The sequence below is a fragment of the Corynebacterium sp. MSK074 genome (assembly GCF_030229735.1).
In the GTDB taxonomy this organism is placed as follows: domain Bacteria; phylum Actinomycetota; class Actinomycetes; order Mycobacteriales; family Mycobacteriaceae; genus Corynebacterium.
The window spans coordinates 113,542-133,211 of the sequence record NZ_JASPIX010000001.1 but is presented as its reverse complement, the minus strand read 5'-3'; the positions used below and the strand labels follow the sequence as shown (position 1 = coordinate 133,211).

At 58.5% G+C, this 19,670-nt stretch carries 16 protein-coding genes and 2 pseudogenes; 6 read left to right on the top strand and 12 right to left on the bottom strand.

Annotated elements, in window-relative coordinates:
- Positions 1-16: 16 nt before the first annotated feature.
- The 6 genes from smc to QP965_RS00590 all read right to left on the bottom strand — a co-directional run bounded on the left by smc (position 17) and on the right by QP965_RS00590 (position 7,601).
- A complete protein-coding gene (gene smc, locus QP965_RS00615) occupies positions 17-3,538 on the bottom strand; it encodes a chromosome segregation protein SMC (protein ID WP_284843803.1) in 3,522 nt (1,173 codons plus the stop codon).
- A 78-nt stretch (positions 3,539-3,616) separates the two neighbouring features.
- The gene (locus QP965_RS00610; RefSeq protein WP_284597138.1) at positions 3,617-3,901 is read right to left on the bottom strand and encodes an acylphosphatase; all 285 of its coding nucleotides are present in this window, start codon (positions 3,899-3,901) and stop codon (positions 3,617-3,619) included.
- Positions 3,902-3,917: 16 nt separating this feature from the next.
- Positions 3,918-5,417 (bottom strand): alanine/glycine:cation symporter family protein, encoded by a 1,500-nt coding sequence (locus QP965_RS00605; RefSeq protein WP_239234713.1) that lies wholly within the window; start codon positions 5,415-5,417, stop codon positions 3,918-3,920.
- Between the two features lie 53 nt (positions 5,418-5,470).
- On the bottom strand, positions 5,471-6,286 hold the full coding sequence (gene mutM / locus QP965_RS00600; RefSeq protein ID WP_284843802.1) for a bifunctional DNA-formamidopyrimidine glycosylase/DNA-(apurinic or apyrimidinic site) lyase: 816 nt from the start codon (positions 6,284-6,286) through the stop codon (positions 5,471-5,473).
- Positions 6,287-6,288: 2 nt separating this feature from the next.
- Positions 6,289-7,059 (bottom strand): ribonuclease III, encoded by a 771-nt coding sequence (rnc, locus tag QP965_RS00595; protein ID WP_239277409.1) that lies wholly within the window; start codon positions 7,057-7,059, stop codon positions 6,289-6,291.
- Entirely contained in the window at positions 7,056-7,601 is a 546-nt protein-coding gene (locus QP965_RS00590; RefSeq protein ID WP_284765811.1) for a YceD family protein, read from the bottom strand. Before QP965_RS00590 ends, rnc begins: the two co-directional genes overlap by 4 nt.
- A 150-nt stretch (positions 7,602-7,751) precedes the next feature.
- On the opposite strand from QP965_RS00590, the gene QP965_RS00585 reads away from it, so the two are divergent.
- Positions 7,752-8,399, top strand: coding sequence for a hypothetical protein (locus QP965_RS00585; RefSeq protein WP_284843801.1), 648 nt, complete (start codon positions 7,752-7,754; stop codon positions 8,397-8,399).
- 191 nt (positions 8,400-8,590) lie between these two features.
- On the opposite strand, the gene QP965_RS00580 is transcribed toward QP965_RS00585, so the two are convergent.
- Both QP965_RS00580 and gdhA read right to left on the bottom strand, forming a co-directional pair.
- Positions 8,591-9,349: a DivIVA domain-containing protein gene (locus QP965_RS00580; protein WP_239277404.1), complete on the bottom strand. Its 759-nt coding sequence runs from the start codon at positions 9,347-9,349 to the stop codon at positions 8,591-8,593.
- A gap of 200 nt (positions 9,350-9,549) precedes the next feature.
- Positions 9,550-10,896 (bottom strand): NADP-specific glutamate dehydrogenase, encoded by a 1,347-nt coding sequence (gdhA, locus tag QP965_RS00575; RefSeq protein ID WP_239277402.1) that lies wholly within the window; start codon positions 10,894-10,896, stop codon positions 9,550-9,552.
- A gap of 198 nt (positions 10,897-11,094) precedes the next feature.
- On the opposite strand from gdhA, the gene QP965_RS00570 reads away from it, so the two are divergent.
- The gene (locus tag QP965_RS00570; protein WP_284843800.1) at positions 11,095-12,177 is read left to right on the top strand and encodes a glycerate kinase; all 1,083 of its coding nucleotides are present in this window, start codon (positions 11,095-11,097) and stop codon (positions 12,175-12,177) included.
- Here QP965_RS00570 and QP965_RS00565 read toward each other — a convergent pair.
- Positions 12,174-12,572, bottom strand: coding sequence for a hypothetical protein (locus QP965_RS00565; protein WP_239277400.1), 399 nt, complete (start codon positions 12,570-12,572; stop codon positions 12,174-12,176). The two genes, QP965_RS00570 and QP965_RS00565, sit on opposite strands and share 4 nt — an antisense overlap.
- 36 nt (positions 12,573-12,608) lie before the next feature.
- On the opposite strand from QP965_RS00565, the gene QP965_RS00560 reads away from it, so the two are divergent.
- Positions 12,609-13,814, top strand: a complete 1,206-nt coding sequence (locus QP965_RS00560) for an amidohydrolase (RefSeq protein WP_284843799.1) — start codon at positions 12,609-12,611, stop codon at positions 13,812-13,814.
- Between the two features lie 99 nt (positions 13,815-13,913).
- The gene (locus QP965_RS00555) at positions 13,914-16,304 is read left to right on the top strand and encodes a glycogen/starch/alpha-glucan phosphorylase (protein ID WP_284843798.1); all 2,391 of its coding nucleotides are present in this window, start codon (positions 13,914-13,916) and stop codon (positions 16,302-16,304) included.
- A gap of 72 nt (positions 16,305-16,376) precedes the next feature.
- Here QP965_RS00555 and QP965_RS00550 read toward each other — a convergent pair whose 3' ends face one another.
- From QP965_RS00550 to QP965_RS00540, 3 genes are read right to left on the bottom strand one after another with little or no spacing between them, the layout of a single operon-like run.
- Positions 16,377-16,892 (bottom strand): hypothetical protein, encoded by a 516-nt coding sequence (locus QP965_RS00550; protein ID WP_239234725.1) that lies wholly within the window; start codon positions 16,890-16,892, stop codon positions 16,377-16,379.
- Between the two features lie 39 nt (positions 16,893-16,931).
- Positions 16,932-17,168: an alkaline phosphatase gene (locus QP965_RS00545; RefSeq protein ID WP_239234727.1), complete on the bottom strand. Its 237-nt coding sequence runs from the start codon at positions 17,166-17,168 to the stop codon at positions 16,932-16,934.
- Positions 17,169-17,204: 36 nt separating this feature from the next.
- Complete coding sequence (locus QP965_RS00540) at positions 17,205-17,405, bottom strand: hypothetical protein (RefSeq protein ID WP_239234729.1); 201 nt, start codon at positions 17,403-17,405, stop codon at positions 17,205-17,207.
- A gap of 132 nt (positions 17,406-17,537) precedes the next feature.
- Between QP965_RS00540 and QP965_RS00535 the strand changes: the two are divergent.
- Positions 17,538-18,882, top strand: a pseudogene (locus tag QP965_RS00535) (IS256 family transposase).
- Positions 18,883-18,918: 36 nt separating this feature from the next.
- Positions 18,919-19,646, top strand: a pseudogene (locus tag QP965_RS00530) (IS1634 family transposase); the annotation flags it as partial.
- Between the last annotated feature and the right edge of the window lie 24 nt (positions 19,647-19,670).

The window sequence follows — 19,670 nt, the reverse complement described above, 5'->3', positions numbered from 1 at the left end:
AGTCGACGAACCCAGGCTACTTCCCCACCTCGTCACCGCGAGGAGCATCTACGCCCAAGCGAGTGGCATCCTCGCTGGCTTGCTCCGTTCCAGGGGCGCTGCCTGCGGGATTCATGCGCTGCGAAATTACGCGAGTAACACCATCGCCGCGCATGGTTACGCCATAGAGGACGTTGGCGACATCCATCGTCGGCTTTTGGTGCGTAATGACGATGAGCTGCGAGTCTTTACGCAGCTCCTCAAAGAGGGCAATGAGCCGGCGCAGATTGACGTCATCAAGCGCTGCCTCGACCTCGTCCATGACATAGAACGGGCTGGGGCGGGCGCGGAAGATAGCTACCAGCATCGCAAGCGCAGTAAGCGACTTCTCGCCACCAGATAGCAAGGACAGGCGCTTGACCTTCTTGCCCGGTGGGCGCGCTTCCACCTCGATGCCGGTGGTGAGCATGTCGTCCGGCTCTGTGAGGATAAGGCGTCCCTCGCCACCGGGGAAAAGGGTCTGGAAAACCTTTGGAAATTCTGCTTCGACGTCGTGCCATGCATCGGTAAACAGTTGCAAGATCTGCGCGTCTACATCCTCGATAACGCCCGTAAGATCCTTGCGGGCTTGGATGACATCCTCCAACTGAGTGGAAAGGAAGGAATAGCGCTCCTCCAAAGCCTTATATTCTTCCAGCGCGAGCGGATTGACCTTGCCTAGTGAATTGAGGTCCTTTTCTGCTTGCTTCAAGCGCGCGTTTTCCGCCCCGCGGTCGAAATCTTCGCCTGGAGTGTAGTCCTGCAGGAGATCCGAAATCGCAATGCCCAGCTGTTCCACAATCTTGGCTTCTGCTTCGTCCACACGCACCTGCGCCTGGGAGCGAGCAATTTCCGAGTCATGGGCGCGATTGGTCAGCCGGTCCAGCTGCTGCCGCGCGGCCGAGACGTGTTGCTTGACCTGCTGCAGCTGCGAGTTGAGGGAGGTGCGCTGCGCAAAGTAGTCATCGCGCTCAGAGGTAGCGCGCTCAAGCAGCTGCGTGGCGCGCGCGGCCAGATCGCGTGAATGCTTGGCTACCGCACCGGCCAACTCTCCCTGGGCCTTGCGCCGCGCCATGGCTTGCTCATGGCGGGCCTTGGCTTGGCGTTCATGCTGCGCTTGGCGACGCAACGCCTCCCCCTTCCCCGCTACCTGACCCACGTGGTCTTGGGCCGAGCGGGCTGCCACCTGCGCCTCCATTTCCATGGACTTGACCTGCTCTAATGCTGCGGAGGCCTCGTCGCGCTCTACCGAAGAGGGCTCGTCGGGCTGCTCGTCCGCATCGACGCGGGCGAGCCTATCGCGGGCATCGGCAAGCTGCGTGCGGGCCTCGGTGAGCTTGACCTCGATCTCGGTAGCCCGCGCCGCGGCCTTCTCGTGCTCATTCTTATTGGCCTCGTACTGCTTGAGCAGGCGCTGGTGATCGCGTTTCCACGCATCAACTTCAGTATCATGCTCGCGCAAGGCAGCCTTCGCCGAGGCTGCAGTCACCCGGGCATCCTCCGCCGCGATCTTCGCGCCCTCAAGCGTGCCGGAGAGTTCTTCCAGCTCCTGCGTGGCAGATTCCAACTGCTCCTCTGCCTCCGCGATGCGGGCGGAAACCTCGACGGTGGATGAGGCACCGGTGCCTACTTCTACCCAACCTTCACCCAACACCACGCCGGATTCGGTGACGGCACGCAGGCGGGGGTCCTCGGCCACCAACTTTTTCGCCTCCGCGACATCGGAGACGAGCACTACATCCGCAAGGAGGCGGTGCAGCGCTGCGGAAACTTCCGGGACCACCACAATGTGGTCGAGCAACCACGAGGTTCCTGCGGGCAAAGTCGCATCCACGCGCCAGGAAGTGGCGGGGGCGGCCGCGGAGACGTCGATAAGCGCGGAGCGCGTGCCCTTTTCTAAGTCCGCAATCAGCTGGGCAGAAATCTCGCCGGCCTGGGCCTCTGCAAAAGCACCCAACGCGGCTGCTACCGCGGTCTCGTACTTGGTGGTAATGAACTCGGCCAACGGTTGGAAATGCTCGCCGACCTCAATCTTTTCCGGCGCAGTTTGAGCCAAGGTATCGATGCGGGAGCGCAACGTGTAGACGGCGCGCTCGCGCTCGCGCTGCTCATCGCGTAGCTGCTCCAAACGCTTATCGGCCGCACCCGATTCACTGGCCGCTCGCACATGGGCTTCCTCCAGCGGCTCACGCTCGCCGGCCAAAGACTGCAACTTATCCGCTACCTCATCGGCCTCCGCCTGGGCAGCTTGGGTGCGCTGCTTGGTAGAAGTCAGGGTTTCCTCTTGGCGCGCCAGCTCCTCTTCTGCCGAAGTAACCTGGCCTGCCGCCTTTTCCTCTGCTGCGATGAGGCGGACGACGCCCTCGCGCCTATCCGCGATGGCACGCAGCTGCGCCATGTGCTCGCGCTCAGCGGCCTCGAATGCCTCACGACGCTCTGCTACCTCTTCGCGGATAGCCTCCAGGCGTTCCGCAGCTTCCTCCGCTGCGGCGAGAAGCTCTGCATGTTCTTCGTCCGCGCGGGCAGCCCTTGCCTCTAGGTCATCCGGATCCTGGCCGGAATAGGCCACTTGCGCGCCGGCATTGGCCGCTCGTTCCTCCGCGATGCGCTGGGTGGCGGAAATGCGCTCGGATAGAGTGGACAGGTCGAACCACAGCTTTTGAGCCGACTCCGCCTTGGGGTTTACCTCTTCCAGCTGGGCTTCCACTTCTAACTGAGAAGCCGTTGCTTCTTCCAGCTGCGCGGTAACTTCTTCAACCTGCTCGGCCAAAACCTCGGCCGCGCGCTCGGCCTCCTGAAACTTGCTGCGCAGGCGCACCACCCTATCACCAGCCAGCCGCAGGCGGGCATCACGCAAATCAGCCTGCACAGTGGCGGCGCGCTGCGCGGCCTCTGCTTGGCGGGCCAAAGGCTTGAGCTGCTTGCCCAACTCATCAGTAAGGTCTTGCAGGCGATCCAAATTGGCCTGCATGCCGGTGAGCTTGCGCTGCGCTTTTTCCTTGCGGCGGCGGTGCTTGAGCACACCCGCGGCCTCTTCGATATACGAGCGCCGATCCTCGGGCCGCGATTCTAGGATCTCAGAAAGCTTGCCCTGGCCGACGATAATGTGCATCTCGCGGCCAATACCGGAATCAGAAAGCAGCTCCTGAATATCCATCAGGCGCGCTTTGGAGCCATTGATTTCGTATTCGCTGGCGCCATCGCGGAACATGCGGCGGGTGACCGATACTTCCGAGTATTCGATTGGCAGCGCACCGTCCGCATTATCGATGGTGAGGGTGACTTCGGCGCGCCCCAGCGCTTTGCGATCACCAGCGCCGGCGAAGATGACGTCCTGCATCTTTCCGCCGCGCAGCGTCTTGGCGCTTCCCTCACCCATAACCCAGGCCAGAGCGTCCACCACATTGGACTTGCCGGAGCCATTTGGCCCGACGACGGCGCAAATTCCTGGCTCGAATTTCAGAGACGTCGCCGACGCGAATGATTTGAAGCCTTTCAGCGTCAGCGATTTCAGGTGCATTTGGGTAAGTTTAGCAAGCCTTGAACGCAGCTGCCCAGCCGAGCCTCGGGGCTCGCTCCAGCGGGCTTGTGCTGCGAGTTAACGTTCGATGAAACCAGATTCGCCCTTAGGGGCAGCCCACTGTTCGACAACCAGATCCACCGTTCCCGGGCGGCGGGTAGTACTCGGCTGCTCATTGAGGAGTCCCAGTAATTCCTCGCATTTCTCCCGCGGACCTTCTGCTACCACCTGCACCCGGCCATCGCTCAGGTTGGTGGCATGCCCACTCAAGCCGAGCTCAAGGGCACGGGAGCGCGTCCACCAACGAAAGCCCACGCCTTGGACGTTCCCGTGGACAAAAGCGGTCATTCTTTCCAGTGCCATGCTGCCTTTCTAATTTCTAATAGCGGTCGTGGTGTCCCTTATCGCGCAACACGCGGCGATCCTCTTCGCTGCGGCGAGTGACAGGATCCGATCCATCCCAGCACTCTACGCCCTTCAGCTCCGGCATCATATCGCGGTGGAATACCGGATCGATGCCGTGGCTGCGCTGCTCGTTGTAATTCTTGAGCAGCTTAATCGCCACACCGGATAGTGGCACGATGGCGATGATATTGAGGATCACCATGGTTGCCGCACCGGTATCGGCCAAAGCAAAGACCAGCGGCAGGGAACCCACTGCGCCGAACCAGACAAAGAAAAGCACGACGAGGCGGAAAATTACCAGCGCAGGCTTGCTTTGGGTGAGGTACTCCAGGTTAGATTCCGCCAAGTAATAATTGCCCAGGATAGAGGAGAAAGCCAGGAAAAAGAGGATGAAGCTGACGAAGTGGATTCCCCACTCGCCCACCTCAGAAGACAAAGCCGCCTGGGTCAAGGAGACGCCTTCTGCTTCAGCACCGTAGGCAATCTCCGGCCCCAGCAAGATGATAAAGGCGGTGATGGTACACACCACCAAGGTGTCGAAGTACACGCCAAGGGTTTGCACCAGGCCCTGCTTGACCGGGTGCGAGACTGCCGCGGTAGCGGCTGCGTTCGGAGCAGAGCCCTCACCAGCTTCGTTGGAGAACAGTCCGCGCTGAATACCCTTCATCATGGCCGCGCCGAGACCGGCGCCTGCGATTTCCTTAATGCCCAGTGCGTGGCCGACAATATCGCCAATCATTCCCGGCACCTTGTCAAAGTTGGTGATGACTACAAAGCCGCCGATAAGCAGGTAGGCCACTGCCATAAAAGGCACGATGATCTGGGTGATATTGGCAATGCGGTTCACGCCGCCAAAGATGATGAGGCCCGCAACCACGGCAATAACAACACCGATAATGGAGCGGAACATGGTGTCATCGCGGTCAAAGGAGAAGGACACCGCATCTGCAATGGCGTTGGTCTGAAAGGCGTTGTAGACCAAACCAAAGGTAAAGGCGATAGCGATGGAGAAAAGCGCGCCAAGCGGGCCCCAGCCCAAGCCGCGTTTCATGTAGTACGCCGGGCCGCCGCGGTACCCGTCGCCATCGCGCACCTTCCACAGCTGCGCCAGGGTGGACTCGATAAATGCAGTTGCACCACCAAGGATGGCGATGAGCCACATCCAAAAGACAGCACCTGGGCCGCCCACGGAAATAGCCACGGCCACGCCGGCCACGTTACCGGTGCCAACGCGGGAAGCGGCCGAGATGGTAAAGGCCTTGAAAGCAGAGATGCCGCCATAGTCCTCGTCCTCATCGCGGCCCTCCCCCTTGGGTCGCTCGACGACGGCGCGGAACATGTCCGGCACCATGCGCACCTGCACCAACGCGGTACGGATGCCGAAGAATAGGCCCGCAGCGATGAGCAGCCAGGGCAGAATCCACGACCAGACGCCGTCATTAAATGTCGTTACGACATTTTCAAGAAAATCCATGCAGAATAATTTACTGCCTTGAGGTTCACAACGTGAACCCCATGCGCCATAACTTATTGACAATGGGGGCAGAAATGGGTGGAACGCCCTGAAATTACGCAGCGTTCTAAGGGCGTTCCGCAGCGCTGACAGGGCTGGCCAGCGCGCCCATACGCGGCCAAGGACCGCGAGAAGTATCCCGATTCACCATTCACGTTGACGTACAAGGAATCAAAGCTCGTGCCACCCACTTTTAGGGCGGCGGCCATGACCTCCTGGGCCGCTTCGAGCAGGGCCACGGCATCCTTTTGCCGCAACGTCGATGCCCTTTTGCGTGGCGGAATCTGTGCCGCCCACAGGGATTCATCGGCATAGATATTGCCGATTCCAGAAGCCAAGGTTTGATCCAAGAGTGCGGTCTTTACTGCAGTCTTCTTTGCCCGCAGGCGCCGGGCGGTTGCCACAATGTCGAAACCTGGTTCCAACGGGTCAATGCCTATGTGCGAGATCTTCGCCCACGGTGCATAGAGCCAATAGCCAAAGGTGCGCTGGTCCACAAAGCTAAGCTCTACCCCACCGCTTAGCTGAGCGCTAATGCGCAGATGCGGCGAATCGGTCGCACCGATTCGAACCTGACCCGACATGCCTAAGTGGATGAAGAGGACGTCGCGGTGGGGATCCATGGAATCTTCGCCCACAAATTCCAGCCACATAAACTTTCCCCGCCGAGCCACAGCGGCGATCTCTTTACCGACAAGAAGACCGGGAAGTGGCTCATCTTGGCCACGGTTGGCACGCGGGTGCAGGACGTGCACAGACTCAAAAGTCCGCCCCACCACGTGGGGCTCAAGACCCCGGCGGACGGACTCGACTTCCGGCAGTTCCGGCATACTTAGCCTTCTTTATGCGCGGTGCCCTGCACCAAAAGCGGGGTTTCGCGGAGGGTCTGGCACGCCTCTTGAGCTGCTTGCTGCTCGGCCAGCTTCTTATTGTGTCCCACTCCATTGCCCACGGTCAGACCAGCAACGGTGGCTACCGCGTTAAAGGTCTGGTCATGTTCTGGGCCGGTGGAGGTAGCCGAGTAGACCGGCATTGGTGCCTTAAGCTCGGCGCACAGCTCCTGCAAAGTGGTCTTCCAATCTAGGTGGCGACCGCTCACAGTGGCGTTGTCGATCTTTTCTGCAAATAGGCGCAGGATGACATCTCGCGCAGTTTCGAATCCATGCTCACGGTAGATAGCGCCAAAGATTGCCTCGGTGGTATCGGCAAGGATGGAATCCTTATCGCGTCCACCAGTGGACTGCTCGCCCTTGCCCAGCAAAATGTGCGGGCCGAGGTTTATCTCACGAGCGATATCCGATAGCCCGTAGCGCGAGACGATCGAGGCACGCATCTTGGAAATATCCGATTCCGGACGAGAAGGATAAGTGATGTAGAGCTGAGAGGCCACCGACAGGCCCAGCACCGCATCGCCCAGAAACTCCAAGCGCTCGTTATTAGGCAAATGCCCATTCTCATTGGCAAAAGAGCGGTGAGTAAGCGCCAAACGCAGGTGCTCCGGCTTCAACTCCACGCCGAGCGATTCCAACAGTGGGGTGTGGTCTACTGCAGCAAATTCGGCTGCCAGTGCCTCTTCCCCGGTTAGCTTCTTTTTGCGGCTCATAGGAACTTCTCCAAACCAGCCCAGCGGGGATCGACCTTATCTTCCTCTTCTTCACCAGAAATACCGGTGGTCACGCCTTCAGGCGTGTCAATCTCACAGCCATCTTCACACACCGGCGCGAAGGGAAGGTTGAGGCCTGCCTCATCGATCACGGCCTGCAAAAGGTCCAGCTCATCATCCTCGATCTCCGGAATCTCATCTCCGGAACCTTCATCATCGGTTGCAGGATCATCGCCAGAGACGAAGGATTCATCGGCAGCAAAGACCTGCGTGACATGCAAGTCCAGCTCTGGGTGCAGTTCCTTCAAGCACCGAGAGCATTCCCCTGTCAGCCGTCCAGATACGTTGGCATCCACCAAGACACCTGCACCTAGAGGGGTCAAGGTGGCGTCTACGGTGAGCTCCTCGCCCTTCGGAATGGCGATCATCTCGACGCCGATCCTCTCAGGTGCGGGGCCTGTCTGGGTGCGTTGCTCCGGCAGTGCGTCAGCGCCTTGGGCGTTCAACAATTCGCCCACATCGAACTTCAATGGTGATGTCATAACACTAGGTAGTCTACCTTGCCCCGCAAACTCCGCCTAGCGGCCAGCACAGGCAAACTTTCTGTCAAGAGTCTGTCGTTTAAAGTAAAAGGGCCTATGCCTTTCCGGAGTAGCCTTTTCCCAAGCCAAAGCCGTCTTTAGTGTGGAGACATGACTTACCACTTGGCGCTAGCCTCCCCGGATCCACGCAGCATCGCACTCGGATTCGTCATGTTCAGCTGCCTTCCTGCCGCGGTATTAACCATTTCCGGCACGCTCGTACACGCCACTCCACAGCCGGACCGTTCAGGCATCTATGGCACTAGTGGGATTCGCCTATTTACTGCACTTATCTGCAGCATCGTTGCTGGTTTAATTGCTGGCACCATCCTGGTATTGCCCACTGGCATGGATCTTTCGGTGCTTACCGGCGCACTCATCTTTTCCCTAAGCGCAGGCGCCATTACCTGGTTCTCACGGGAGACCATTCCTACCGCGCTTATTTCTGTAGGCACCATGCTAGTTGCCACAGGTGCGCTAGTGAGTATGTGCGCGGTGTGCTTTCCGCAGAACTTTAGTGATAGTTCTTTGACGTCACTGTCTTCCTATTTCTTTACCGCACTCGTTGCATTCCTTTTCCCTGGCTTAGTGACCGCAGTCATTGCAGCATGTATGGCCGTCCAGTCCGCCGCGCCTGCGCATCTCACCTCGGGGAAGGAAGGCGGCGCCACGTCTGCACACACGCCGTTAACAGCGGCTTCCCATGCAGCGAATACGGCAGTGCCCACCACACGTCCTCGCTCCCGCGCAACTTCCTGAACTGCCCGCACTGGTAGGAAAACATAAAGACCCTGGTGGGTGGGCAGACGGTGTACGACAAACCGTCTGCCCACCCACCAGGGTCTTTGGCCGTGCCTGATGTATGGGACTAAACCATCCCTCACCCCTTAAGTTCCCCAGCCCGGGTACCTCCGGGAAATGAAACTTGAGGGCAGAAAGAACTTAAAGGCTTAGCGCTCGTTATAGCGACGCTCGTAGGCCTCGCCTTCTGCGTAACGGGAGCCGCCCGCAACGCCACCGGCACGACCCGAGGACTGGTAGTCGCCGCCACGGGAACGGACTCCGGCACCGCCGCGCAGTGCAGAGCGGTCGGAGCTTACGGTGCGTAGTAGTCCATTGAGAGTGGTTTCAAATTCGCTTAGCTTGCCGTCTACAAACTCGTCGCATTCACTACGCAGACGGTTGGACTCGGTGTGGGCGGACTCCACGATGCGGTGTGCTTCCTCATCAGCGCGGCGCACAACTTCAGATTCCGAAACCATACGCTCTTGCTCGGCACGGCCTTCTGCCACGGAACGCTCATATTCATCATTGGCCTGAGCGATGGTGCGGTCTGCTTCCGCGCGGGCCTGTTCCACCATGGACTGAGCGCGAGCTTCAGCATCAGCCACTAGCTTGGCGGCATGCTGTTCTGCGTGGGACACCGTGGCATCCGCCTCCTCGCGAGCATGGCCCACGATGTCGTCGGCCTGCGCATTAGCATCATTGATGGTCTGGTCCGCGCGCTCTTCGGCGCCGTGGAGGATTTCATCCTGCTTATCCAAGACATCCTGCGCGTCATCAATTTCAACGGGCAGGGCGTTTCGGAGGTCGTCGAGAAGCGCGAGCATTTCATGGCGCGGAACCATGCAATTAGAGGTCATGGGGAGGCTATGGGCCTCTTCCAAGTGCTGGACTAGTTCATCTAGGGACTCAAAGACACGGTACATGCTGCGAATTTTACATGCCCTCACGCGCCAGACGTGGAGGCCACGCACCGAGTGTGTACTGCGGATTTACCCTCCAGTGCCGACAATCGCCTTGCAACCGCCCACTCACGCAATCTATGGCGCGTATTTACAGCACAAGCTCCCCTTCCCCACTACACAAAGGCAGCACAGAAGGGGGGCTTGAAAGAAGAAGTGAGCAGCTAGATAACGCCCTGTGCCAGCATGGCGTCCGCTACCTTCTTGAAGCCAGCAATATTTGCACCGGCAACGTAATCGCCTTCACGGTCATATTCCTTAGCCGTGCTATCGATGTTTTTAAAGATATTGGACATGATCGCATGGAGGCGATCATCGGTGTACTCAAAGGACCAGGAGTCACGGGATGCGTTTTGCTGCATTTCTAGCGCGGAGGTAGCAACGCCACCAGCGTTGGCGGCCTTGCCCGGCGCGAAATTGATCTTAGATTCTTGGAAGATGTGGACCGCCTCTGGGGTAGACGGCATATTGGCACCTTCGGCTACGTAGCGCACGCCGCCGTCAACGAGCTTCTTTGCGGATTCGCCATCGAGCTCATTTTGGGTGGCACACGGCAGAGCCACGTCTGCCTGTACTTCCCAGATATTTCCGCCTTTGTGGAATTCCACTCCGTTTCCAGCCTCTTCGGCGTAGGTGGAAATACGTTCACGGCGGGTTTCCTTTACATCCTTGAGCAGTTCAATGTCCACTCCATTCGGGGTGGTGATGTAGCCGGAGGAATCAGACATCGCAACTACGGTGGCGCCGAGCTCTTGGGCCTTAGCGGCAGCGTAGATGGCCACATTGCCAGAACCGGAGACGATAACCTTGGCGCCGTCGAAAGACTCGCCGTGCGTCTTCATCATCTCATTGGTGAGGTAGACCGTGCCAAAGCCCGTGGCCTCAGTACGAACCAGGGAGCCACCCCAGGTCAACCCCTTGCCGGTGAGGATGCCGGATTCGTGCTGGGTGGTCAGGCGACGGTACTGACCAAAGAGAAAGCCGATCTCACGGCCGCCGACGCCAATGTCACCGGCCGGCACGTCGCGGTATTCACCGATGTGGCGGTGCAGCTCCGTCATAAAGGACTGGCAAAAGCGCATGACCTCTACCTCGGACTTGCCCTTAGGATCAAAGTCAGAACCGCCCTTGCCGCCGCCAATGGGCAGGCCGGTCAGGGAGTTTTTGAAGATCTGCTCGAAGCCAAGGAACTTGATAATGCCCAGGTTGACCGAGGGGTGGAATCGCAGGCCACCCTTGTAGGGGCCGAGCGCGGAGTTGAACTGGACGCGGAAGCCGCGGTTGACCTGGATTTCGCCATTATCGTCGATCCATGGCACCCGAAAGATGAGCTGGCGTTCAGGCTCGCACAGGCGCTCCACCAGGCCGTAGTCCGCGTACTGCGGGTCTTTTTCTAGGACAATTTTCAGCGAATCCAGGACCTCAGAAACAGCTTGGTGGAATTCTGGTTCTCCCGCATTGCGCTTGAGCAATTTGTCGTAGTACTCAGAGATTTGGCTATCTACTGACATGGTGTGCATTCCATTCTGTGGACTTGTAAGAACAGATACCAGTTTCCTATCACACTACCGATAATGCAAGCAGGTTCGAGGGTTCAGGTAGATACATACCCCCTTTACCAGCCACGTTAAAGATGGATATTTTCTGTAGTCCGTTCGAATCCTAAGCCGCGCCGTGCCCCAGCGCGGGCGGGCTTTATAATCACGGGCATGCATATTGTTGTCGCCCCAGACTCGTTTAAAGGCACCGCCTCCGCGCCCGAGGCCGCAGCCAGCATTGCTATGGGAGTGCGCCAGGCGCTTCCCGACGCCACGGTGACCACCCTGCCCATGGCTGATGGCGGCGAGGGCACCGCCGCTGTCCTTGCACAGGCGGCAGCGGCCGGTGGACAATCCGCCGAGACCATCACCCTGCCCACTACCGACGCCAATGGCCGCTTGACTCAGGCGAGCTATGTTCTCGCCGGAACCACGGCATTCATTGACGCCGCCTCTGCCACCGGGTTGCCCGCTGTGCAGGACAGCCTGGATCCGCTCCACGCCGATTCCTATGGCACCGGGGTGCTGATCGCGGACGCAGAAACACGTGGCGCTACCTCGATCGTGCTGGGATTAGGCGGCACCGCCAGCATTGACGCCGGGATGGGCATCCTCACCGCACTCGGCGCCGCCGCGCACGACGCCCGCGGCTATGCCCTCCCTAAGGGCGGCGCTCCCCTCGTTCAGCTGGACCACATCGACACCGCGCAGCTCAATATCAAGGCGGGCATGCTCGACTTCACACTGCTGGCAGATACCCGCGCTACCCCAGTGCAGGCGGCAACCATGTACGGCCCCCAAAAGGGAGCTAAAGGCGAACAAGTAGCGCTGCTGGCCGGCGCCATGCTCCAGGCATGCAAGGTTACCGACACCGATGCAGATTCTGCACATTATGGCGCCGCGGGTGGCCTTCCCATTGGCCTGTCCTGGCTCTCGCGCACCCTTTGGGGTTCAGAGGAACACGTGCGCGTCCTGTCCGGCGGCACCCATGTGGCCGCAGCATTGGGGCTTCCGGAAAAGATCGCCGCTGCCGATCTCGTCATTACCGGCGAGGGCCGCTTTGATGAACAGTCTCTGACCGGCAAGGCAGTCGGAACCATCACGGATCTCGCCCGGCAAGCCGGAACACCGGTGGGCATTGTCGCCGGCTCCTTCGAGCATGACACCGACGCCTACTGCGCTCCCCTTAGCCAAGAAGGCTCGTTGGCCCAGCAGCTAGCGGCGGCCGCCGGGGACATCGTCAAGCAGCTCTAAGGCCGAATGGACAGCGACCACGGGAAGATGGCGGGCCGCTCATGTGCCAGCTCATCTTCTAGCAATACGTGGTCCTTGGGCAGCACTGCATGCGGGGTTAGAAGGCGCGAGAGCACCATGCCCAGCTGGTTGACCGAGCCGCTCACGCCCGCCACCGCAATGTCATAGCGGTGCACGCTCGCGTCCGCAAGGTCACGGTCCTCATGCTCGTCGCGATAATTTTTCCGCAGCTGCTCCTCCAGCCCCTCTGGAAACTGCGGTGCCTTGGGGTGAGTAACGTCAGCGGAAGAAAGCGAACCGCTCTCCACCAGCTTGTCGGTGGCGGTGGTAAAGATTTCCGCGACGCGCTCTGCTTGCCCGTTGGGAACCAAAACATCAAATTGAATAACCGGCATAGCGCCAACCCTACCCAATCCCTAAGGTGTGAAACCATGTCTAATTCTGCCCGCATCGCCCAGCTCGTCACGTCCCAGGAAGCCGACCTGGGGTGGCAGCAGGACTTTTACGAAGACCTGCACCGCCACCCCGAGCTTTCGCATGAAGAAGAGCGCACCGCCGGTCGTATCCGCGCCAAGCTCGCCGATTTTGACTGCGAGGTAGTAGAAAACATCGGCGGCTTTGGTATGGTCGCTATCTTCCGCAACGGCGATGGGCCTACCGCCCTGCTGCGCGCAGACTTCGATGGGTTGCCTGTCGAGGAAGCCACCGGCGTGTCCTGTGCCGCCACTAATGGAAAGATGCACGCCTGCGGGCACGATATGCACACCACGGCGCTGCTGGGCGCTTGCGCGCTTCTCGACGCCTCCCGGAGCTCTTGGTCCGGCACTTTCCTCGCCCTTTTCCAACCGGCTGAAGAATCCTCCATGGGAGCAAAGGACATGTTGGCCGATAAACTCATCGAGCGCGTGCCGCGTCCCGATATTTGCCTTGGCCAACACATCATGCCCGGCCGAGCTGGCACTGTGCGCCACACCGCAGGCCCCATCATGGCCGGCTGCGATTCCCTGCGCATTCGCGTCTTTGGAAAATCGGCCCACGCCTCCATGCCCCATAACTCCATCGACCCCACCTATATCGCGGCCATGATCGTCACCCGCCTCCAAGCTATCGTGGGCCGCGAAGTTGCCCCACACGAGTTCTTTGTCATCTCTGTAGGCGAGCTACACTCCGGCGATAAAAACAACATCATTCCCGAATCCGCCGAGCTCGTGCTCAATACGCGCTATTACGATCCCGCACTCGCGGAAAAAGTCTATGCCTCCCTCGAGCGCATGGTCAAGGCCGAGTGTGTGGCGTCCGGAAGCGAGCAAGACCCGACCTTTGAGTACTACGCTCACGGCGAGGTCACTGATAACGACGCCACGGCCCACGCACCAGTGGCCGAGGTTTTCGATGCCGCCTTCGGCTCCGATTCGGTCATCGCCTCCCCTTCTACCGCCTCTGAGGACTTTTGCTATCTACCACAGGCATGGGGCGTACCTTATGTCTTTTGGCACATCGGCTGCACCCCGGAAAATGAGTTAGAGGATCCACCTGTCAACCACCAAGCGACCTTCCTTCCGGACTATGCCCCGACTGTCTATGCCTCCACCCGGGCAGCATATGGTGCGGCATTGACCTACTTGGCTAAGTTCTAGGTACCCGGCGCGCCTTTCCCTATTCCCTCCCTGCAAGGCTGCGCCAATCCTATTAAGCTGGCAGGCGTTTCGTGACTTTCCACTAACTTAAGGTTTCACATGAGCCAGCCACGGCACTCTGTTTTCGAATCCACCGTTCCCTCCCATGTTCGTGCGGCCTCCGGTGTGAGCCCGCACAGCGCTTCCTACCGCAAGTTCTGGTCGGGCCTATCCGGCGCCGTCATGGAGCAGATTGCCGATAACTGGGAGCGCACCCGTTCCGCCTATGCCGCGACCCGCCAGCAGCATTACTTCTCTGCGGAGTTCCTGCAGGGCCGCGCGCTGCTCAATAACCTCACCAACCTGGGCTTGGTCGACGATGCCAAGGCAGCGGCCACCGCTGCCGACCACGAGCTGAGCGATGTCCTCGAAGCTGAGCACGATGCCGCGCTCGGCAACGGTGGCCTCGGCCGCCTTGCCGCCTGCTTCCTCGATTCCGCTGTCACCCAGGACTACCCCGTCACCGGTTATGGCCTGCTCTACCGTTACGGCCTTTTCCGCCAGTCCTTTGAGAATGGGTTCCAGAAGGAACAGCCTGATGAATGGATGGAAAACGGCTATGACTTCATCATCCGCCGCGCCTCCGAGCAACGTCGTGTCCACTTCGATGACATGGATGTGCGCGCCATTCCCTATGACATGCCTATCACCGGCTATGGAACCGATAACGTAGGCACGCTACGCCTGTGGAAGTCCGAGCCCATCGATGAATTCGATTACGACGCCTTCAACTCCCAGCGTTTTACGGAGGCCATTGTCGATCGCGAGCGCGTCATGGATATCTGCCGCGTGCTCTACCCCAACGACACCACCTACGAAGGCAAGGTACTGCGCGTTCGCCAACAGTATTTCTTTGTCTCCGCCTCCCTGCAAACCATGGTGGATAACTACATTGCCCAGCACGGCGAGGACCTCACCGGTTTTGCGCAGTACAACTCCATCCAGCTCAATGACACTCACCCAGTGCTCGCCATCCCAGAGCTCTTGCGCATATTGCTCGATGACCATGGTCTGAGCTGGGATGCGGCGTGGAAGATCGTCACCGAGACCTTCGCCTACACCAACCACACCGTGCTCGCAGAGGCACTGGAGAGCTGGGAAGTGTCCATCTTCCAAAAGCTGTTCTGGCGCATCTGGCAGTTGGTGGAAGAAATCGATCGCCGCTTCCGCGAAGATATGGCCCATCGCGGCCTGGATCAGGGTCGCATTGACTACATGGCGCCGGTGTCCAACGGACAGGTTCACATGGCCTGGATCGCCTGCTACGCCGCTTACTCCATTAACGGTGTCGCCGCCCTGCATACCGAAATCATCAAGGCCGATACGCTGTCCGAATGGCATGAGCTCTGGCCAGAAAAATTCAACAATAAGACCAATGGCGTCACCCCGCGCCGCTGGCTGAAGATGTGCAACCCCCGCCTGGCAGAACTGCTCACCCAGCAGGCTGGTTCCGATGCGTGGGTTACTGACCTCACCCAGCTGGCCAGACTCGCCGATAAGGCCGACGATACTGACCTGCTACGAGAACTGATCGCCATTAAGCAGGCCAATAAGCGCGACTTTGCGCAGTGGGTAAACGACCACCAAGGCGCCGAAATCGACCCTCATTCCATCTTTGACGTGCAGATCAAACGCCTGCACGAGTACAAGCGCCAGCTGATGAATGCCCTCTACGTCCTCGACCTCTACTTCCGTATCAAGGACGAGGGTGAAACCGTGCCGAAGCGCACTTTCATCTTTGGTGCCAAGGCCGCGCCGGGCTACGACCGCGCCAAGGCGATTATCAAGCTCATCAACACCATCGCGGATCTGGTCAATAACGATCCAGCGACCAAGGACATCATTCGTGTCGTCTTCGTGGAGAATTACAACGTCTCCCCCGCCGAGCACATCATCCCGGCCGCTGATATCTCCGAGCAGATTTCTGTGGCTGGCAAGGAAGCCTCCGGCACGTCCAATATGAAGTTCATGATGAATGGTGCCCTGACCTTGGGCACCATGGATGGAGCAAACGTAGAAATCGTCGAGGCGGTTGGCGAGAACAACGCTTATATCTTCGGCGCCCGCAATGAGGAGCTGCCGCAGCTGCGCGCCGAGTACAACCCGGGCGAGCTTTACCAGAGCGTGCCAGGCTTGGCCCGCGTACTGGATGCGCTTGTCGACGGCACCCTGGGCGCAGACAATGCCGGTATCTTCGGCGATCTGCGCGCCTCGCTTCTCGACGGCTTCGGGGAGCACGCCCAAGACCAGTACTACGTCCTAGGTGACTTCGCCGACTACCGCGAAACCCGTGACCGCATGGCTGCCGAATACGAGGCAGACCAACTTGCCTGGGCCAAGAAGGCGTGGCTCAATATTTGCTACTCTGGCCGCTTTTCTTCCGACCGGACCATCGCGGACTATGCCAACGAGGTCTGGAAGATCCAACCAACTCCGATTTCCCAGAGCTAAGAAAAGTCCTGCCCTCCGCTTCTGCAGCTGAGGGCAGGACTTTAACGTGGCGTTAGGCCTACTTCCGTTTGTTTAGCGCAGGCCGACGCGCTTTAGCTGCTCATAGATGGGCTTTAGGTCAATATTGAGCACACCCATCTGCGTGGCTAGGAAACCGAGTCCGCCAACGACAGCGCCCAAGATTCCTAGGCCTGTAGCTAGACCTGCGGCAAAGCCCTTGCTGCTGCCCTTCTTTCCTGCATCATCCGCCGGATTAGTAGTACTTCCCGGCTGCTCTGGCTCGTCGGCAGAGCCGGCGTCACCATTCCACCACTCATCAAAGACCAAGTTGGCCACCAAGGTGTTATCGATGAAATCGCCGCGCACCGAATCCGTACCGGAGGTATTAGCCATGATGTCCTCAGAGCCTGCACCCTTGAAGAAGAATGGCACCAATTGGTTGGTGTGCTGCCCGGAGTACCAACCGTGCCGAGCGACCTTGCCCTTTTCGCCTTCCATGGCGTTAAAGCGGTCTTCCGCATCAGGGTTGTCGTCCGTCGCTGCCTCATTCGCACCGGATAGATAACCGGTTTCGTGATCCGCGGTCACGACGAGCAAAGTGTCCTCCCACGAGGAGTTCTCCTCTACCTACTTGATGGCAGCATCAACCGACTTATTAAAGTCCTGAGTCTCCTCGATATCGCGCACTGGGTTATTTCCGTGGCCGGCCCAGTCGATGGCACCGCCCTCAATCATGATGGAAAAGCCATCCTCGTCCTGTCCCAGCGCATTGAGGGCGCCAGTCGTCATGGTGGGGAGATCGACGACGTCGTTAAGCTCGTCCGAGTATGGAGCCTTTGCCTCGCCCGAGCGGGAGTTCTGCAACGTGGAACCTACCTGCGCGATACCCCAATACTTCTGCTACGGCTTGACGTCACCTTGCGCCATCTTCTTGAAGTCATCGTTGGACTCGAAGTAATTCCAGTCGGTCTCGCCTCCGGAAAGCTTGGCGTAGTCGTCCTCGTACATGAAGCTATAGTCGGGAGTATCGACCTTCTGGTGGTCATTATCGTAGAACGGGTGGCCAGCGGCCATGACCAAGTCGAGGGCGCTGCCGAGCATCTCACGGCTAATGTCCTGCAGCTTATCGCGGTCCTTGTTGTGCGCGGCCCACGCCGCCGGAGTGGCTTCGGAATAGAGAGTGTCTGATGGTTTGTGTGTGGGTACCTAACCTGCATGAGGAGATGGACCAGAATGACTACTGTGGCGAGACGAGATCCGGCTGATAAGGCCAAGATTGATGCGATTGAAAAGAAGCTTCTTGCTAACCCTGAAATCGCGAAGCTGATTGATGACCTAGGCACGTCTACAACGGATGCCAACGACCTGGTTCGCGGCATGTTGCAAGCCTCGATTACCAGGGGGACTCAACGCTGAAATGGATGCCCACCTGGGCTACGAGTCTGGCGACAGGAGCGCTAAAGCTGCAGCTAGAACAGACAATCACCGCAACGGGTCGTATCCAAAGACTGTGGATTCTAACTACGGGCCAGTTACCGTTGATGTGCCGAGGGATAGGGCTGGCACATTCTTGCTGACTATGGTCCCTAAAGGCTCGAGGAGATTGACCGATGTCGATGACATGACCGTTAGCTTGTACGCCGGTGGGATGACAATTAGGGACATCCAGCATCATATGGCAACGGCGATGCGTGTTGATATTTCCCATGAGACGATTTCTGCGGTTACTGATGCCGTCCCGGATGAGGTCATGGTCTGGCAAAACCGCCAGCTAGACGAGTTCTACCCGGTCATTTTCCTGGACGCGCTGCGCATTAAAATCCGCGATGGCGGCCTAGTGGTCAATAAGTCCGCGTACATGGCAATCGGCGTGGCTCTCGACGGTATCAAGCACTTTTTGGAATCGTGGATTGCCAAAGAAGAAAGCGCTTCATCCTGGGCGCAAGTATGCGTCAATCTTTCTAACCGTGGGGTTAAAGACGTCTTTATCGTTTGCTGTAACGGGTTCAAAGGCTTGCCGGAAGAAGTAAAGGCAACCTGGCCGAACTCTATGGTGCAAACCTGTATCGTGCACCTGATTCGTGCCGCTAACCGATGGGTAGCCTACAGGGATCGCCGGGGCGTATCGGCCGCGTTGAAAAAGATTTACACCGCCACGGACGAGTCCACAGCTAAGGCTGCCTTAGACGAATTTGAAGCCTCTGAATTGGCAGAAAAGTATCCACGCTCAGTCAAAGTCTGGCGAGATGCATGGGCGCGTTTCGTACTGTTTCTCCAGTTCCCACCAGCAGCCAGCAAGGTCATTTACACGAAGAATTCGATTGAATCATTCAACAATGAACTGCGGAAAGCTACCCGCAACAGGGTGCAGTTCACTAACAATGAATCAGCGCTCAAGACGCTATGGTTGATGATCTGCAATATCGAAGACAGACGAGCTGCCAAGAGAGCGAAGCAGGGCAAACGAGTCTCAGCGACAACCGGCAGACTCATGGAAGGGACCCGAGTTTCCGGCTGGAAACAAGCCATTAACCAAATGGCCGTGGCCTACCCCGACAGCTTCGACAAATACCTATAAACCTAGCCCCACACACAAACAACTTGACACCTTCCGAACAAGCAAGCATTGATAGATGCAGGTCTGCACTACATTTTGTCGGTGAAACCCCACCGTGCCTGAGGTGATTGAAACCTGGCGGCGGGAAATCCCTGGTGAAGCCTACGCCCACGGCCGGATCTGGACACAAGCCTCGGCAAGCGATGCGCGCAAACACACAACCCCGAATACGGTGACCCACTTCCAGTACTCCTATGATCGGGCCAGACACGGCCTGCGCGGAAACAAAGCGCAAGTCACAAAAGCCAAACGCGCTGTTGACGGCGAAATCGCCATTAAGCGCAACCGCTATTTCGATCTTTCCACCCCGAACAAGAAGGTCAACTACGCTCTTGCTGCCAAACACCGAGTCCTAGCCGGAATTAAAGGCTATGAAACCGACCTGACCGCTCTTCCCGCCCAGGAGGTTATCGGGCATTACCGCAGGCTATTCCACATTGAAAATGTCGTATCAGATGTCGAAATCAGACCTGAAAGCACGCCCAATCTATGCGAGGAAACAAAACTCGATCACAGCACATCTCAATATTGTGATGGCAGCACTAGCCGTGACCCACCTGATGGAGACCCGCAGTGGTCACTTCATCAAACGCCTCGTGAGAACACTCAAGAAATACCGCAGCTTTCAACTCGTCGTTGGCGGCGAAACCATTCACGCCGCGGTACCATTCCCGCCCGACCTCACTGCCACCATCCAAGTAATCACCGGCCGCGAACTTCCGCACAAAATTGGCCTAAGTCAGGTTAGA

What these genes read in the sequence shown, in the direction of transcription:
- QP965_RS00565 (WP_239277400.1), bottom strand. Translation starts at nt 12,572, where the DNA reads ATGCCGGTTATTCAATTTGATGTTTTGGTTCCCAACGGGCAAGCAGAG.
- QP965_RS00540 (WP_239234729.1), bottom strand. Translation starts at nt 17,405, where the DNA reads ATGCTCGGCAGCGCCCTCGACTTGGTCATGGCCGCTGGCCACCCGTTC.
- gdhA (WP_239277402.1), bottom strand. Translation starts at nt 10,896, where the DNA reads ATGTCAGTAGATAGCCAAATCTCTGAGTACTACGACAAATTGCTCAAG.
- QP965_RS00610 (WP_284597138.1), bottom strand. Translation starts at nt 3,901, where the DNA reads ATGGCACTGGAAAGAATGACCGCTTTTGTCCACGGGAACGTCCAAGGC.
- QP965_RS00570 (WP_284843800.1), top strand. Translation starts at nt 11,095, where the DNA reads ATGCATATTGTTGTCGCCCCAGACTCGTTTAAAGGCACCGCCTCCGCG.
- QP965_RS00580 (WP_239277404.1), bottom strand. Translation starts at nt 9,349, where the DNA reads ATGTACCGTGTCTTTGAGTCCCTAGATGAACTAGTCCAGCACTTGGAA.
- QP965_RS00590 (WP_284765811.1), bottom strand. Translation starts at nt 7,601, where the DNA reads ATGACATCACCATTGAAGTTCGATGTGGGCGAATTGTTGAACGCCCAA.
- mutM (WP_284843802.1), bottom strand. Translation starts at nt 6,286, where the DNA reads ATGCCGGAACTGCCGGAAGTCGAGTCCGTCCGCCGGGGTCTTGAGCCC.
- QP965_RS00605 (WP_239234713.1), bottom strand. Translation starts at nt 5,417, where the DNA reads ATGGATTTTCTTGAAAATGTCGTAACGACATTTAATGACGGCGTCTGG.
- QP965_RS00560 (WP_284843799.1), top strand. Translation starts at nt 12,609, where the DNA reads ATGTCTAATTCTGCCCGCATCGCCCAGCTCGTCACGTCCCAGGAAGCC.
- QP965_RS00555 (WP_284843798.1), top strand. Translation starts at nt 13,914, where the DNA reads ATGAGCCAGCCACGGCACTCTGTTTTCGAATCCACCGTTCCCTCCCAT.
- smc (WP_284843803.1), bottom strand. Translation starts at nt 3,538, where the DNA reads ATGCACCTGAAATCGCTGACGCTGAAAGGCTTCAAATCATTCGCGTCG.
- QP965_RS00585 (WP_284843801.1), top strand. Translation starts at nt 7,752, where the DNA reads ATGACTTACCACTTGGCGCTAGCCTCCCCGGATCCACGCAGCATCGCA.
- rnc (WP_239277409.1), bottom strand. Translation starts at nt 7,059, where the DNA reads ATGAGCCGCAAAAAGAAGCTAACCGGGGAAGAGGCACTGGCAGCCGAA.